Source organism: Paenibacillus tundrae (assembly GCF_030812775.1).
Taxonomy (GTDB): Bacteria; Bacillota; Bacilli; order Paenibacillales; family Paenibacillaceae; genus Paenibacillus; species Paenibacillus tundrae_A.
In genome coordinates, this window is the sequence record NZ_JAUSTI010000003.1 from 286,192 (window position 1) to 302,956 (window position 16,765).

General features: G+C 44.7%; 16 protein-coding genes. All 16 read left to right on the forward strand.

What is annotated here, in order from left to right:
• The first annotated feature begins 86 nt into the window (after positions 1-86).
• Entirely contained in the window at positions 87-860 is a 774-nt protein-coding gene (locus J2T19_RS07080) for a ClpP family protease (protein ID WP_307214272.1), read from the forward strand.
• Positions 857-1,075, forward strand: coding sequence for a YlzJ-like family protein (locus J2T19_RS07085; protein ID WP_307214273.1), 219 nt, complete (start codon positions 857-859; stop codon positions 1,073-1,075). Before J2T19_RS07080 ends, J2T19_RS07085 begins: the two co-directional genes overlap by 4 nt.
• Before the next feature lie 102 nt (positions 1,076-1,177).
• The gene (locus J2T19_RS07090) at positions 1,178-3,904 is read left to right on the forward strand and encodes an FtsK/SpoIIIE family DNA translocase (RefSeq protein WP_307214274.1); all 2,727 of its coding nucleotides are present in this window, start codon (positions 1,178-1,180) and stop codon (positions 3,902-3,904) included.
• Between the two features lie 193 nt (positions 3,905-4,097).
• Positions 4,098-4,925 carry a spore cortex-lytic enzyme gene (sleB, locus tag J2T19_RS07095; RefSeq protein WP_307214275.1) on the forward strand — a complete coding sequence of 276 codons (828 nt, stop codon included), beginning with the start codon at positions 4,098-4,100 and terminating at the stop codon, positions 4,923-4,925.
• A 217-nt stretch (positions 4,926-5,142) separates the two neighbouring features.
• The gene (gene yfmF / locus J2T19_RS07100) at positions 5,143-6,423 is read left to right on the forward strand and encodes an EF-P 5-aminopentanol modification-associated protein YfmF (RefSeq protein ID WP_307214276.1); all 1,281 of its coding nucleotides are present in this window, start codon (positions 5,143-5,145) and stop codon (positions 6,421-6,423) included.
• A 3-nt stretch (positions 6,424-6,426) separates the two neighbouring features.
• The gene (gene yfmH / locus J2T19_RS07105) at positions 6,427-7,707 is read left to right on the forward strand and encodes an EF-P 5-aminopentanol modification-associated protein YfmH (protein ID WP_307214277.1); all 1,281 of its coding nucleotides are present in this window, start codon (positions 6,427-6,429) and stop codon (positions 7,705-7,707) included.
• A gap of 1 nt (position 7,708) precedes the next feature.
• A complete protein-coding gene (ymfI, locus tag J2T19_RS07110) occupies positions 7,709-8,482 on the forward strand; it encodes an elongation factor P 5-aminopentanone reductase (RefSeq protein ID WP_307214278.1) in 774 nt (257 codons plus the stop codon).
• A gap of 121 nt (positions 8,483-8,603) precedes the next feature.
• Complete coding sequence (locus tag J2T19_RS07115) at positions 8,604-8,867, forward strand: DUF3243 domain-containing protein (RefSeq protein ID WP_145046389.1); 264 nt, start codon at positions 8,604-8,606, stop codon at positions 8,865-8,867.
• A 198-nt stretch (positions 8,868-9,065) separates the two neighbouring features.
• Positions 9,066-9,833: a DUF3388 domain-containing protein gene (locus tag J2T19_RS07120; protein ID WP_056700702.1), complete on the forward strand. Its 768-nt coding sequence runs from the start codon at positions 9,066-9,068 to the stop codon at positions 9,831-9,833.
• A 193-nt stretch (positions 9,834-10,026) separates the two neighbouring features.
• Entirely contained in the window at positions 10,027-11,061 is a 1,035-nt protein-coding gene (locus J2T19_RS07125) for a helix-turn-helix domain-containing protein (protein ID WP_307214279.1), read from the forward strand.
• A 73-nt stretch (positions 11,062-11,134) separates the two neighbouring features.
• A complete protein-coding gene (locus J2T19_RS07130) occupies positions 11,135-11,299 on the forward strand; it encodes a hypothetical protein (RefSeq protein ID WP_164848671.1) in 165 nt (54 codons plus the stop codon).
• A 158-nt stretch (positions 11,300-11,457) separates the two neighbouring features.
• The gene (locus tag J2T19_RS07135; RefSeq protein ID WP_145046393.1) at positions 11,458-11,949 is read left to right on the forward strand and encodes a YajQ family cyclic di-GMP-binding protein; all 492 of its coding nucleotides are present in this window, start codon (positions 11,458-11,460) and stop codon (positions 11,947-11,949) included.
• A 325-nt stretch (positions 11,950-12,274) separates the two neighbouring features.
• Entirely contained in the window at positions 12,275-12,862 is a 588-nt protein-coding gene (pgsA, locus tag J2T19_RS07140) for a CDP-diacylglycerol--glycerol-3-phosphate 3-phosphatidyltransferase (protein ID WP_307214280.1), read from the forward strand.
• Positions 12,863-12,968: 106 nt separating this feature from the next.
• A complete protein-coding gene (locus J2T19_RS07145; protein ID WP_307214281.1) occupies positions 12,969-14,225 on the forward strand; it encodes a competence/damage-inducible protein A in 1,257 nt (418 codons plus the stop codon).
• Between the two features lie 240 nt (positions 14,226-14,465).
• Complete coding sequence (recA, locus tag J2T19_RS07150; RefSeq protein ID WP_145046399.1) at positions 14,466-15,530, forward strand: recombinase RecA; 1,065 nt, start codon at positions 14,466-14,468, stop codon at positions 15,528-15,530.
• A 254-nt stretch (positions 15,531-15,784) separates the two neighbouring features.
• Complete coding sequence (locus J2T19_RS07155; RefSeq protein WP_145046400.1) at positions 15,785-16,525, forward strand: regulatory protein RecX; 741 nt, start codon at positions 15,785-15,787, stop codon at positions 16,523-16,525.
• Positions 16,526-16,765: the final 240 nt, after the last annotated feature.

Below are 16,765 nucleotides of genomic sequence, written 5' to 3' on the forward strand. Positions count from 1 at the left end.
TTTGAATATGAAGTGGGTATAAGGAGGCTGGAAAATTCCCCATACTAAGGCAAACATCAAATGTATTGGAGAAGGGGAATAGCCTAATGAATAATGAAATGAATAAGAGACAAATGTCTAAATCGAATCAACCTGAGACAGAGCTACCAGAAGTACCCGACAAAGAGGACAAAGGCATGGCGCCTGTCACGGAGGCGATCCAGCAATTTGGACAAACACAGTCACCTGCAGGCGAGTCCAATATTTTTTGTATGACCATCATTGGTCAGGTGGAAGGCCATCTGATTTTGCCTCCTCAGAACAAAACGACAAAATATGAACATATTATTCCGCAGTTGGTTGCAGCTGAGCAGAACCCACGTATTGAGGGAATATTGATTATTTTGAATACAGTAGGTGGGGACGTTGAGGCGGGTTTGGCAATTGCTGAGATGATTGCTTCTCTGAGCAAACCTACAGTTACGGTTGTGATTGGAGGAGGACACAGCATCGGTGTTCCAATTGCGGTAGCCTCGACTTATTCGCTAATTGCAGGAAGTGCAACGATGACCATTCATCCGATCCGTATGAACGGACTGGTCATTGGAGTACCTCAGACGTTTGAATACATGGAGAAGATGCAAGAACGGGTTGTACGCTTCGTCACCACACACTCTAATATTTCAGAAGAGATGTTCAAGGAACTGATGTTTAAGACAGGTGAGCTGAATCGAGATATTGGAACTGCGGTAGGAAGTGCAGATGCTGTTAAGTATGGATTAATGGATGCTGTTGGCGGAATTGGTCAGGCCATTGCTCAATTGAATCAGTTGATTGGAGACAAGAAACAAACGATACAAGTAGGAGGATATACGCAATGACCATGTATACCGTAATGCCTCCTGAACAGCTCTGGTCTGGAATGTGGCAAGAGGGTGAGGCTACAAGAGAGGTTAAGGTAAACGGTTTGTTAATGCAGGTTAGACCTGTCAGTGAGACGGAGGCTGTCATTATTCGTTTGCTTGATTGCCCGCTTGAAGCGTATCTCGATGCTTCCAATGCGCCTGGATCGAGGGTGCCACTTTCCGGTAACTAGGAATTAACATGACGCGACGAAATAAGACAAATAGAGCAAGAAAAGAACATATGTACGGATTATATTTGTATGGTATAATATTCTTCTGGGGGTGACCTGATTTTGGCCAGAAGAAAAAAGAAGAAGAAAAAGGCTGCTGCGTTTGGTGGCGTTTTAAAATATGAAATCTACGGGATTGTTCTGATTACCCTTGCGGTCATTGCACTTTCGGGTGAAGCAACGGTAGGACGTTCCCTGTCCAAGATGTTTGGACTAATGTTAGGCAAATTTTATTTTATCATTCCGCTGATTGGAATTTATTACGGATTAATGGTAATGATTCACCGGAAATGGCCGAGTGGTTGGACTACACGCAAGACGGGACTAGTCCTTCTAGTGTTCGCCTTAACTTTAATGAGTACTGTTTCCGCGATGCACCAGAAGCTAATTCCCGTAGGAGCACTTGAACCAGGTGCGGTAATTACGCAGGTACATAATGATATGCAGACGGAGTTGCTTCAACCTGCACCGGGTGAACGAGAATCGATGCTGGGCAAAGATATTAGTGGCGGATACCTTGGAGCAGGTCAGTTTGCTCTTTTCTTATGGTTGTTTGGCAGTTTAGGTGCACGTTTGATTATGATTGTCATGTTTATTATCAGTTTCATGCTGATTACGAATCTTTCCTATGTCGACCTGATTCGTATCTTCAGAACAAAGGTGTGGGATGCGGGCACTACCATGTACAAGAAGTTTGAATCCAGACCTACACGAGTTGCTACGGCAGGTAAGAAGTCGGGCAACAAACGTAAAGTGGTACCTGTCCCAGCAGACACTTATGAAGATGATGAAGATGACGATCTTGAAGATGCGCAGCTTCCTAAACGCAAGACGCCAATCTTCCTCCAATTGTTTGGGAAATGGGGGGCAGATCGTGAACAGACGAATGCTGAACCGAGCAAGCATCAAGATGATGTGTCTGCTTCAGAGCAGGTTTTGTATCGAGCGGCTCAAGAGGATGTAGCGGAAACATGGCGTGAAGAGTCTCGCTATACTGCGGAGTCAACGCCTACACCGGCTGGAGCTATGCCAACTAGAGCCAGTTCTGCTCCTATCATTCGTGATTTCTTTGAACATGTTCGTTCAGAGGATACCAACAAGGATGACGATCTGGATGACGCATATCCATTTCCAGCGGATATAAGTGACCCTGGTAACGAAGGGGATCATGGGATTCAGATCAAAGATGAATCACTTGGCTCTGATGAAGATTGGTCTGTGCCTGAGGAAGGTGTTGGTGAGGTTCATACTGGTGACCAGGTTCTAACTGCTGAAGCCACAGAGAACAATTCTACACCGCTTGATCCTGCATCGAGTAGTGGTAATGAAGAAGCACAACCTATTCAGCCACCACCACCGCCACCGAAGCCTTACAAATTACCTTCGTTCCGCCTTCTCTCTAAGCCGAACAATGGTGGCAAGGCTGGGGATCAGAAGGATTATATGCAGACAGCGCGTAAGCTAGAAGCTACTTTGGAAAGCTTCGGAGTTCGAGCTAAGGTTCTTGAAGTCGTTCGAGGACCTGCGGTGACGCGGTACGAGATTCAACCAGATATCGGTGTAAAGGTCAGCAGAATTGTCAGTCTTACAGACGATATTGCATTGGCTCTGGCAGCTAAAGACATTCGTATGGAAGCACCGATTCCTGGTAAATCAGCCATAGGTATTGAAGTACCTAATGGAGAAGTTTCTATGGTAACCATGAGAGAAGTCATGGAGACGGCAACCTTCCAAGATGCAGAATCCAAAGTGACGATTGCTTTTGGACGCGATATCTCGGGTCAGACCATCATCGGTAATTTAGCTCGGATGCCCCATCTACTTGTTGCTGGTGCCACGGGTTCGGGTAAATCAGTATGTATTAACGGAATCATCACGAGCATACTGTACAAAGCTAAGCCAGACGAAGTGAAGTTCTTGATGGTCGATCCCAAAATGGTCGAGTTGAACGTATATAACGGCATCCCGCATCTGATGGCTCCTGTTGTAACGGATCCCAAACGGGCGTCGCTTGCTTTGAAAAAAATCGTAGTTGAGATGGAGAAGCGATATGAGCTATTCTCCAAATCGGGTACTCGGAATGTAGAAGGTTACAACAACTTGATGAAGGATAATCCAGCAGCAATCTTACCTTACATCGTAGTTATTGTAGATGAGCTTGCTGATCTTATGATGGTCGCGGCAGGTGACGTGGAGGATGCGATTGCTCGATTAGCTCAGATGGCGCGTGCCGCAGGGATTCATTTGATCATCGCAACCCAGCGGCCTTCCGTTGACGTTATTACAGGGGTAATCAAAGCCAACATCCCATCACGAATTGCCTTTGGCGTGTCTTCCCAAGTCGATTCACGAACAATCCTTGATATGGGTGGCGCGGAGAAGCTTTTAGGACGTGGAGACATGCTGTTCATGCCTATGGGGGCTTCCAAGCCTGTGCGGGTACAAGGAGCGTTCATGAGCGATGAGGAAGTGGAGAACATTGTAAATTATGTACGTGGCCAAGGTGAAGCCCAATATGATGAATCGATCGTGCCTGAGGTAGATGACTCGGTTCAGGCGGCGGACGAAGTACAGGACGAGCTGTATGAGCAGGCTGTACAGATTATATTGGAGGCTAAGCAAGCCTCAGTATCACTATTGCAGCGCCGGATGCGAGTTGGTTATACCCGGGCTGCACGTTTAATTGATTCCATGGAAGCCCGAGGTGTTATAGGCCCTTATGAAGGTAGTAAGCCGAGGGAAGTATTAATCTCACTGGAGCAATATCAGCAAAATAAAATAAGCTCGTAATGTTAATAGGCTATAACAGACGGCAAGGAAACCCTCAATCCATTTGATTGAGGGTTTTTTATGTGTTTATTTGTTTGATGCATTGGCATCTTGTCCAATCCTCGGGAGAATTGGTGCATAGGAAACAGGCAGGCTTGTCATAATAAGCTTAGCGATTCTGTTAATCCCACAAGAGAAAGGTAGAGCACAATCGATGCGAAAAATGAACATATGGCTTTTCACTGCTATTTTGCTGATGTCCGCATTGGGACTTCGTTATTTGCTCCCTCACCATGCGGCAACGGAAAGTACTAGTCCAAGTAAGCCGCAAACGGAAGAGACGGCTATGCCCACCTTTAGTAGTAATGCTGTCAAGTATGGGAGCTATGGTCAGGATGTCTATGAGTTACAGGGTAGACTGAAGTATCTCGGATTCTACAATGGTAAAATCGACAGTAATTTTGGCAGTAGCACGTTAAAATCTGTAAAGTGGTTTCAGTCCGAATTCGGAATGAAAGCAGATGGAGTCGTTGGCGCTAAGACCAAATTGAAGCTGTACAATGCAACCAAACAGTGGTCACCTACTGAGCCTCCTTTGCATAAGCAGCCGGCTGGAAATAAACAAGGGAATGCGGATTCGGCTAATCAAGAACAGAATAATATGGGTTCAGCCAACACGATGGGACTTTCCGAGAATGAACTAAAAATCATGGCGAATGCCGTATATGGGGAAGCGCGTGGCGAACCATTCGAAGGTCAAGTGGCAGTAGCGGCCGTGATTTTGAATCGCGTTAGAGCCGAAAGCTTTCCTAGTACACCGTCAGGAGTTATCTTCCAACCTGGTGCGTTTACCGCGGTGGCGGATGGTCAGATTTACTTAGAGCCTAATGCGCAAGCGCGTAAGGCTGTTGAACAAGCGATGAATGGATGGGATCCATCGGGTGGGTGTCTGTATTATTTTAATCCGAAAACAGCAACATCGAAATGGATCTGGACTCGCCCTCAGGTGAAAACAATCGGTCAGCACATCTTCTGTATGTAATGATCTTATAAGAAGCGTCCATGAAGTCCATTTCTTACTATTTAGGAATATCAATACGGACGTTTCGAATGTTCTCAAGAAGCAACCAGAAGGCGTGTCTTTGGTTGCTTCTTGGCTTTTGGATGGGTTAAAATGGTTGATACGCTTAAGGTTTGCTACGCTTAGCATCACAACGCAATCGTGCATGACAAATGACGCCGTAAAGGGGTTTTGACAGTTGAATACAACAGGCTTTGAACGAGGAAGTCGGAAACAATTCCGTATACATGTATTGCCTACGAAACGTTTCAAGACATTCGCTATATCGCTTTACGCGGGTGTTCCTTTACAAGAAGATACAGTTACAAAGGTGGCGCTAACCCCTTTTGTACTTCGACGGGGAACAGAATCATATCCTGAAACAACGCAGTTCCGTGAACAACTGGAGCATTTGTATGGTGCTGGATTTGGGTTTGACGTATATAAACGCGGAGACTATCAGATTGTACAATTTCGGATGGATACCATTAATGATTCGTTTGTAGGTGGAGATGAGCAGCTGCTGGATCGTTCTTTTGCTTTCCTAGGGGAAGTGCTCACTCGCCCGGCTCAGGAGAATGGACATTTCAGGTCATCTTATGTGCAGGCTGAGCGTGAAACGGTACGCAAAAAGTTGGAATCCATCGTCAATGATAAAATGCGTTACGCTGCTGAGCGAAGCATTGAGGAGATGTGTAAGCATGAGCCTTACCGTCTGCATCCATTGGGAGAGCGCAAAGATCTTTCTACTATTGAACCTCAGGGTTTGACAAATTCATATCAATCATGGTTGCAGGATGCAAGTATGGATCTATATGTGGTTGGAGATACAACGTTGGAAGAAGTGGAGAACATGGTCGAGCGACATTTTAATGTGGAGCGAGTGACGTCTGCTGACTATCATGCGCAAGAAGCTTCTGTCGGAGATAATGAAGTCAATACAGTGGTTGAACGAATGAGTGTCAGTCAAGGTAAATTGAATATGGGATTACGGACATCGATCACGTACAGAGACCCTGAATATGCATCGGCGTTGCTGTACAATGGTATTTTGGGCGGGTATCCTCATTCGAAATTGTTTGTTAATGTTCGTGAGAAAGAAAGTTTAGCTTATTACGCTTCTTCACGTTATGACGGACATAAGGGGATTGCAACCATTCAATCAGGAATTGAAATCCCCAATTATGAGAAGGCTGTGACCATTATTAAACAGCAGCTAGAAGAGATGAAAAGTGGAGCAATCACGGATCTGGAGATGTCGCAGACCAAAGCGATGATTCGCAACCTTTTAAAAGAAATGCAGGATTCTGCATACGAGATGATCGCTTATGATTTTAATCGCCAATTATCAGGGAAAGATCGTACAGTTGAAGAGCTGTTGAATCAAGTAGAGTCCCTTAGCAAAGTTGATGTTCAACAAGCAGCTGAGAAGTTCCGTCTGGATACGATTTATTTCTTGCGTGATGAGAAGGAGGAATAACCGGTGGAGAGCATAAGATATGAACATTTGCAGGAAACGCTGTATTACGAAGTCATGGAAAATGGACTGCATGTCTATATACTGCCTAAACCGGGATTCCAGAAAACGTATGCAACGTTTGCTACGAAATATGGATCGGTTGATAATCATTTCCGAGTAGAGGGACAAGAAGAGATGAAAGTGCCAGATGGCATTGCTCACTTTTTGGAACACAAAATGTTTGAAGAGCCGACTGGTGATATTTTTGCTACTTTTGCGTCTAATGGTGCTTCGGCGAACGCATTTACCAGTTTCGATCAGACCGTTTATTTGTTTTCTGCCACAGAGCATATTAACGAAAATATACAAACATTAATCAATTTTGTGCAAAATCCGTATTTTACGAATCAAAATGTGGACAAGGAAAAAGGTATTATCGGCCAGGAAATTAATATGTATTCCGATAATCCCGATTGGCGTGTTTACTTTGGCTTAATTGAAGCTATGTATCAGAAACATCCTGTGCATATCGACATTGCGGGTACCGTTGAATCCATAAGTGGGATCACGAAGGAAACGTTATACAACTGTTACCATTCTTTCTACCATCCGAGTAACATGCTCTTGTTTGTTGTTGGTGGAGTAGACCCGGAAGAAGTGATGGAACTGGTTCGTAGGAACCAAGCGGAGAAAAGCTTTGAGTCCCAAGGACAGATAGAGCGTCTGTTCGAGGATGAACCAGAGCAAGTAGGAGAGGCCAGACGAGAATCCAAACTCGCTGTATCCTTGCCTAAGTGTCTCTTTGGGTTCAAGGAAACAGAGGTCGGATTCACTGGAGAAGAATTGCTGCGTCGTGACATGGCTACCAAATTAATGATGGATCTACTTTTTGGCTCCAGTACACCACTGTTCCAGAAGCTGTATGATGAGGATCTGATTTCGGATAGTTTCGGATTTGAATACAACAGCTCACCGCAGTATGCATTCTCGGCTATTGGTGGTGACACGAAGGATCCGGATCTATTGCTCGCCCGAATCCGTGAAGAGGTCGATGCTATCGTGGCAAAAGGATTTGAAGCCTCTGATTTTGAGCGGGCTCGCAAAAAGAAAATAGGGGGATATTTACGAATGCTGAATTCACCAGAGAACATTGCACATGAATTTACACGTCAACAATTCCGTGGAGGGGACTTTTTCAACATGTTACCGGTGTATGAATCCCTTACCTTGGAAGAAGTAAATGACAGATTGAAAGAACATATTCGTTGGGATCAACTAGCGGTATCGCTTGTCGTGAGTCCTTAACATGGAGAGGGGAACAGGACAAATGTTGAAGCCGATTGGAGAAATGACAGTGCTGGTTACTGGTGCGAGTGGAGGCATTGGAGCAGCCATTGCAGAGCGCTTTGCGAGAGTTGGCATGAATGTCGTAATTCACTACATGAAATCACATGAAGCAGCCAATGAAGCGGCTAGAAGATGTATGGAGCATGGTAGTGGCAAGGTAATGACGGTATCTGCGGATCTTCGTAGTCGGGAACAGATTGGACGTATGCGAGAGAAGCTGGAAAGTCACGGGCTAATGCCTGATATACTAGTTAACAACGCGGGGATATCCCATTACGGAATGCTCGCAGATGTCACGGAAGAAATATGGGATGAAGTGATGGCAATCAATCTGAAAGGTACATTTATGTGTACCCAGGAAATGATGCCACATATGATCTCACAACGATATGGACGAATTATTAACGTGTCATCCATATGGGGGTTGTCAGGTGCCTCCTGTGAAGTGCTGTATTCCACGACTAAAGGAGGCTTAAATGCCTTTACCAAAGCGTTAGCCAAAGAGCTTGCACCATCTGGGGTGACCGTAAATGCGGTTGCTCCCGGGGCGGTTCAGACATCAATGTTAGATCATTTAGATCAGGATGAGTTGAAACTGTTAGAAGAGGAAATTCCCGCTGGAAGACTTGCTCAGCCTGATGAAATTTCGTCACTGGTCTATTTCCTCGCCTTACCAGAGTCTGGATACATTAATGGGCAGATCATTAGTCCTAACGGAGGCTGGCTTACGTAATCCGCTTGAATAATGAGACTAGAGCATTGCTGGATGATTTACCCTGTATATAAAATGTTCGGAAAGCACATATTACAACTGTTGATTTTAAATCTCATGCGACAGCTAAGGAGGATTTATCATGTCAACAGAAAAAACAGTGGTCTCTAACTTTGACACTTGGAAGAAGTTCTTAGGTGATCGCGTACTGCAAGCAGAGAAGATGGGTATGAGTGAAGATACCATCAACAAACTTGCCTACGAAATCGGTGACTTTCTGGATGAGAAAGTCGATCCGGCGAACCATTCCAACCGGGCATTGAAGGAATTATGGGATGTCGGCGATGCAGATGAGCGTCGCACGATCGCGTGCCTGATGGTCAAATTGGCCAAACAAAACGCATAAGTTTCACAGATGGAGAGCTCCCGCAAGGGGGCTTTTCTCTAATGATTACAGACTGATTACAGACCTGTTCTTGTAATTCATTTTCATTTTATATATCATTAACGTGACCCATTTTTAGAAGATGACTCAGTTTGCTGTCTTAAGGACGCGTTCTGTTGCTGTCGAATAATGTGGAATAATGCATTACGGGGTGTTCAAATGGAATCTAAACAATGGTATATGGAATACAAAATACATAAGAACAGACCCGGCCTTTTGGGGGATATCGCCTCTATGCTGGGGATGCTTGAAGTCAATATATTGACCATCAATGGTGTTGAGGGCAAAACTCGTGGTATGCTTCTTGAATCGGATGATGATGAGAAGATTCGTCTTTTAGGCGAGATGCTTGCTAAAGTTAACAGCATTACCGTGTCAGCTTTGCGCCAACCGAAGCTAGTCGATATACTGGCTGTTCGTCATGGTCGATATATCGACCGTGATTCTGATGATCGTAAAACATTTCGTTTTACACGTGATGAGCTTGGGTTACTTGTGGACTTTTTGGGTGAAGTATTTAAAAGGGAAGGTAATCAGGTTATCGGGTTACGCGGTATGCCGCGCGTAGGGAAAACGGAATCTATTATTGCGGGTAGTGTGTGCGCGATGAAACGTTGGACCTTTGTGTCGTCCACCCTCCTGCGTCAGACCATAAGGAGTCAACTATCCGAGGACGAAATGAATCCAAACAATGTATTTATCATCGATGGTATTGTTAGTACGATTCGTTCGAGCGAACGGCACTATAACTTGTTACAGGATATCATGACGATGCCAAGTACTAAGGTCATTGAGCATCCAGATATTTTTGTACAGGAATCCGAGTATGATTATAATGATTTTGACATTATCATTGAGCTTCGGAATAATCCAGGCGAAGAAATTATTTATGATACGTTTACGGCCAGCTACACCGATGAACTGTAAGGCTGCGTGAAAGATCATGAAATAGATTAGCACCAACTAGAGCATTTTGCACAATCCGAAAGGTCAACTATCAAACCCATAGGATCTAGGCGAGACTTCGATTTCGTCTAGATCTTGTACCCTTGAGCATGTGGGATCGAATGATGCAAAATGCTGACTACAGAGAAAAAGAAAAACTGAAGGAGGAGATGGCATGTCTGAACTGGGTCAGCAGTTGAGAGAGGCCCGGCTGCAAAAAGGGATGAGTCTTGACGACGTACAGGAAATGACTAAAATTCGCAAAAGGTACTTGGAGGCAATAGAAGCAGGAGATTACAAGGTGCTTCCAGGTAGCTTCTATGTGCGTGCGTTCATTAAAACCTATGCGGAAACGGTTGGACTGAACCCTGATGAGCTGTTAGAGGGTCACAAAAAGGATGTACCGGCAGAGGAAGCCGAAGCGACTATGGAGCCTGTTATTCAGAAGCGTTCCAGTCGTCCGGTCGAGCGAAATAATCGCTGGATGTCTGTCGCTTTAATGTGGACATTCCCATTATTAATTCTAGTGTTGCTTTATGCCTTTTGGTCTTCGGGCAAGGGTGGAGATGAAACTCCAAGCCTGGATGATACAAAGATCACTGATAGCCAGCAACAACCAGATGATAAACCAGATCAACCTACGGATAACGGACAGGCGGCTAATCCACCATCTACAGAAACAGGTGGAGATGAAGGTGCTGCAGGTGGTAACGGCGGGGGTCAAGAAGAACCGGGACAGACAGATGAACAAACCGATGATCCTGCAGGCCAAACGCCAGAGGACACAGAGGAGGAGCCAACTAGTCCGCCTACAGGGGTAGCTGTGACTGAAGATGGCAAATCAGGCAATATCACAAACTTTAAAGTGAGTGGAAGTGCAGGACAGCCTGTGACGGTAACGATTAATGCTTCAGGCGAGAGCTGGCTTGAGGTGTACAAAGGTGAAAATTCCAGCGGCGAAAAACTGCAGTTCGGTATGACTGCTGATGGAAACTCCTTTACGTTTAATTTGGATAGTTCAGGTCTGTACATTAAATCTGGTCGTGCTTCAGCAACGACTATTGAGGTAGGCGGACAAGTGGTAACAGATGGTAAAGCCACGAATCGGATCCGTTTACAGCTTGGGGATGACAGTGCTGATAGCACAACAACGGATAGTGTAGACTCTACGTCAACGGACGGAAGCGAAGGCACAGCCACTGGCGAATAACCGAAGTCACTGCGGGGGACACTAACCTTGTCTTAACTTGCAGTTAATCTTCGGTAAAGCGAGGTGGAAGGCTATGACAGTCAGCTGGATCGTAACAGGTTTAGGGATTATTGTCAGCCTCCTGGGGTACTATTTAACCCCGAGCGCTTGGGGTTACGGAATTTTGGGGTTTGGACTTGCACATGTGATTTTGGGTGTGCTTGATATGTTCAGACAACCAAACCGCAGCAGGTATTAGGCTATAAGACAACAGTAAGAAAAAGCATTCTTGATCAGCCAACCATGGAGGGTCAAGAATGCTTTTTCTGTTGTTTATCTTCTCTAAAATTAGACTTTTCAATAGGGTATCCTCTATAATGTTACACAGAACATATGATAACTGAAAGGGTGACCGGTTTGAGTTCAGAAAATTCTTTTGATATCGTGTCCAAGATGGACTTGCAGGAACTGACTAATGCCGTAACACAAACGGAAAAGGAAATAGGCACACGTTATGATTTTAAGGGGAGCAAGAGTAGCTTGAAATTGGACAAAGATGCTCTAACAATTGTGTCTGATGATGAGAGCAAGCTCAAGTCTGTTATTGATGTGTTGCAATCCAAGATGGCAAAACGAGGGCTGCCTCTGAAGAATATTGATTATGGCAAGGTTGAACCAGCTTCTTCGGGAACCGTTCGTCAACGTCTGAGCTTCAAACAAGGAATTGACCAGGATATTGCTAAAAAAATCAATATTTTGATCCGTGATTCCAAGATGAAAGTGAAGAGCCAGATTCAGGGTGATCAACTACGGGTAACTGGAAAAAGTAAGAATGATTTGCAAGCGGTAATGCAATTGTTGAATGGTGCAAATCTGCCACTAGATCTGCAGTATACCAACTTTAAATAAGCCATGCGTTCAGAACGCTTGAAATCAACAAGCGTTTTTTGACACTGCAATGGGCGTATATTATACTAAGTGTGCATTGCTGGCAATCCATCATATTAGCCCAGTCATCATCGTTTGCTGACTTTGTGATAAGCAGTACATTTTCTGGAAGTCACCGGAACGTTTTAAACGCTTTTACGTTTGAACGGTGGACTTTATTTTTTGCGTTTTTTACATAGTGAGACATGTTGCTGAAGTGGCCTGTACAAATTACAAGTTTCTGATGATGCATCTGGGATAAAGATGAGTGTTTGGAGTTATTGGAGGATAAGAGGGAGGGCGTCTTGTGAATTTACCCAACCGGATTACGCTTGCACGAATTTGCTTAATCCCTTTTTTGATGGTGTTTCTGCTCGTGGATTTTCCATTTTATCCAGAGCCGTTGCAGCTTGGAAGCTTTTCGCTTCCTTATAATCAATTGATTGCGGCTGTAATTTTTGTCATTGCAGCAAGTACAGATGGACTCGATGGTTACTTGGCACGTAAGAACAATATGGTTACTAATCTTGGTAAACTGCTTGATCCTTTGGCAGACAAGCTGTTGGTGACTGCTGTACTCATTTCACTCGTAGAAATGGGTAAGTTAGATTCCTGGATTGCTGTCGTGATCATTAGCCGTGAATTTGCAGTCACAGGTCTTCGCCAGATTGCATTGCTGGATGGATCTGTTGTAGCGGCAAGCAATTGGGGCAAGCTAAAAACCGTTGTGCAAATTGTAGCTATTGTACTGCTTCTGCTGAATAATTTCCCGTTCTCCTACACAGGGATTCATGTGGATGTTATCGCAGTGTGGGCTGCAGCGATTATAACAATCTGGTCAGGAATTGATTATTTCATTAAAAACAAAAACTTGCTTAATTTATCAAAAGCGTAATCGTTCCGGAAAACGGGTAATTTAGAAGGAACAACTTGTACTAAGGGCAATAGGAAAACATCCTATTGCCCTTTGAATACTCACAGCGTGTACAGGAGGATACAGAATGAAGGCAGAAATCATTGCGGTTGGCACAGAGCTATTGCTTGGACAGATTGTGAATACCAATGCGAGATATTTGTCTCGCGAATTAGCCGCGATCGGAATTGATGTGTATTTCCAAACAGTTGTTGGGGACAATCTGAGTCGCCTTAGTGAAGCAATTCGCATTGCTCAGAGTCGTGCAGATGTCATTTTATTTTCCGGTGGCATTGGCCCAACACAGGATGATCTAACCAAAGATGCTCTGGCTGATGTGTTAGGTCGTAAGCTGCATATAGATCGACTAGCGATGGACAAAATAGAAGGCTTTTTCAGGGATCGTAATGTTACGATGACCGAGAATAATCGCCGTCAGGCTATCGTTATTGAAGGGGGAACACCTCTAGCTAACGAGACGGGGCTTGCAGCGGGAAATGCTATCTCTGACAATGGAAAACACTATGTAGTTATGCCTGGGCCGCCTAAAGAGCTGATTCCGATGTTTGAGCAGGAGGTTAAGCCGTGGCTATTTCAACATGTTCTGACAGAAGAGATGCCGATCTATTCCAGAATGCTGAAGTTTGCAGGTATAGGGGAGTCGGCTTTGGAGGATCGTCTGCTTGATCTGATCGACGGACAGACAGACCCTACGATTGCACCGTATGCAAGCGAAGGGGAGGTTACTGTGCGTGTCTCTACCAAAGCACCGAATGAGGGAGAAGCGAAGGTTAAGCTGGATGCGATGGAAGTTCAGATTCGTGAGCGTTTGCCAGAGCATCTGTACGCCAACGAGGATGTGCCTATTGAGTATACGATTGTTACGATGATGGCTGATATGGGTCTGACTCTTAGTGCTGCTGAGAGCTGCACAGGCGGGCTTGTTATGCAGAGCCTGACATCAATTCCAGGCAGTGCGGCAATTCTTAAAGGCGGAATTGTATGTTATTCCAATGAGATGAAAGAAAAACTGCTGAACGTTCCTCATGATTATCTTGAGGGGGAAGATGCGCCCGGAGCTGTAAGTCCAGAGGTTGCTAAAGTATTGGCAGAGCAGGTACGCATGATTGGTGATGCTAACTTTGGATTAGCTGTTACAGGTGTCGCAGGACCGGGTTATTCTGAGCGTAAGCCACCTGGTCTCGTCTTCATTGCTCTAGCTGAACGTGGCAAAGAGACGGAAATCCATGAATTACGTATTAACGGTAATCGGGAAACGGTTCGCATCCGTTCGACCAAATCTATCTTGTACCGATTGTGGCGCAAGCTTGTTGAACTAGATTAGTTCTTTCGCTTGGTTTGCTTTTACAGTGTAAACCAGGTATACTTTTAACAGACGGAAGAACCGTAGAATCAGGCACTGTAGCCTTGTTTACGGTTCTTTTTTCTGTTTAATTCCAGATTTTCTTGAGGAAGAGGCGCCTCGACCTTGCGAAAAAAAACGAATGTATGTTCGAAAAAAAGCTTGGCAAACGTGTTAAAACAAGGTATCATTATCTTATAAACAGTAAAGGGTGTGAGCATATTGTCAGACCGTCGTGCCGCGCTTGATATGGCGCTCCGTCAAATAGAGAAGCAATTTGGTAAAGGATCCATCATGAAACTGGGTGAGTCGACCCACATGCAGGTGGAAATTATCCCCAGTGGTTCCTTGGCTTTGGATATTGCATTAGGAACAGGCGGCTTGCCTAAAGGCCGGATTGTTGAAATATATGGACCTGAATCTTCTGGTAAAACAACTGTAGCACTACATGCGATTGCTGAAGTGCAAAAAGTAGGAGGACAAGCTGCATTTATCGATGCCGAGCATGCTCTTGACCCCCAATATGCAAGTAAGCTTGGTGTTAACATTGATGAATTGCTTCTGTCTCAGCCAGACACGGGCGAGCAAGGGCTTGAAATTGCAGAAGCACTCGTTCGCAGTGGTGCTGTAGATATTATCGTTATTGACTCTGTTGCTGCATTGGTACCAAAAGCTGAAATTGAAGGCGAAATGGGGGATTCCCACGTTGGTTTGCAGGCACGTCTGATGTCACAGGCGTTGCGTAAATTGTCGGGTGCAATCAGCAAATCCAAAACAATCGCAATCTTCATTAACCAGCTTCGTGAAAAAGTTGGGGTTATGTTTGGTAACCCTGAAACAACACCTGGTGGTCGTGCCTTGAAATTCTACTCCACAGTTCGTTTGGATGTTCGTCGGATTGAAAGTATCAAGTCAGGCAATGACATCATCGGGAACCGTACACGTGTAAAAGTCGTTAAGAATAAAGTAGCACCACCGTTTAAACAAGCTGAAGTGGATATCATGTACGGTGAGGGTATCTCCAGAGAAGGTAGTATCATTGACATTGGTACAGAACTGGATATCGTTAACAAAAGTGGTGCATGGTACTCTTATGAGGGCGAGCGTTTAGGACAAGGTCGCGAAAATGCGAAGCAATTCATGAAAGAGCACAAAGAAATTGCCCAAGTAATTGAGCAAAAAATTCGTGAAGCAAGCAATTTAACGACGCTAGTTCCTGCTCCAACGACTGAGGATCAGCAAAAAGAAGAAGCAGAAGAACAAGAATTGTTTGAAATTAACGAGTAATGTACTGAACTCCTGAGGCTCGTCTGACTATGACTTGACTGTGCACAGGAAATAAGGTTTGTGGCTCGCATTGTCTAACAGCCTCTGTCCCATGGGACAGGGGCTGTTGGCACACTAACTGTATAAGATATGGCCGGGCTGAACTCCCGGCCTTTTATCATAATATCTGATCTCCTGTAGAGAGCAGAGCTATATAGGTTCAACTAAACTTCTTTAGTTGAACCTATATAGCAACGATGAAAGGAGATTAAGGCATGGACAAATATGATGAGGATTTATTTGAGGAAGCAGAGCTAACGGGAATCTCCCAATTTCCCGATCATGAGGAGTTGACTATTACAAGGGTTGAGCGGTTGCTGAAGGGAAGAGTGGCGAGATATCGTATCGAGTTCGGTATGCACTCAATTACTGTTCTGGAAGATGTAATGATTAAATATCGGTTGACACGGGGTAACACATTTGTAAAAAAGGATCTTGAGGAAATTGTTGTGGCTGATGAGCGCCAACAGACATATGTTCAGTCTTTGCGTTACCTCGAATTTAAGCCGCGTACACGTCATGAATTAAGCCAGCGCTTGCGGCAGAAGCAGTTTGCGCCTCCGTTAATTGAAGAGGTGTTGGATCGGCTGGAGCAGGAGAGATTGATTGATGATGAAGCATTTGCGAAGGAATGGACACGTCAGCGTATGGAGGGTCAGCGTAAGGGAAAACTGTGGATAAGGCAAGAACTTCGTCAGAAGGGCATTGCCAATGATCTAATTGCTGAAGCTCTGGAAACCGTTAGCGGGGATACAGAATTTGAGACTGCTTTGACCGCAGGACGTAAGAAGTGGAATCAAGTCAAAGGCGACATTTCTGAGAAGAAACGCAAAACGCTTCCTTTTCTGATGCGGCGTGGTTTTCCGATGGATATGGTGCGCCGTGTGGTTAATTGTTTAATTGAAGAAACTGAGGCAAAAGACCCTGATGATGACGACGCTTTACTGTGGGATTAGGAGACAGGACACTCTATGTCGCATTCTCTTGACAATTTCTTTCGTCAAATACTAAAATGGACATGAGTCTTATTGAAATGGAAACCCTTTTTCCTTCCAAAAAAGCGGTTTCGGTTCTTGAGATTTCAATCATTCATGATTATGGGTTCGCTTGAGAGCGAATAGTACGTGGTGAACATGTACACTTGAAATGAAAATCGGCGGGGGATCGCCGTAGGTAATCTTTATTCCCAAACATAT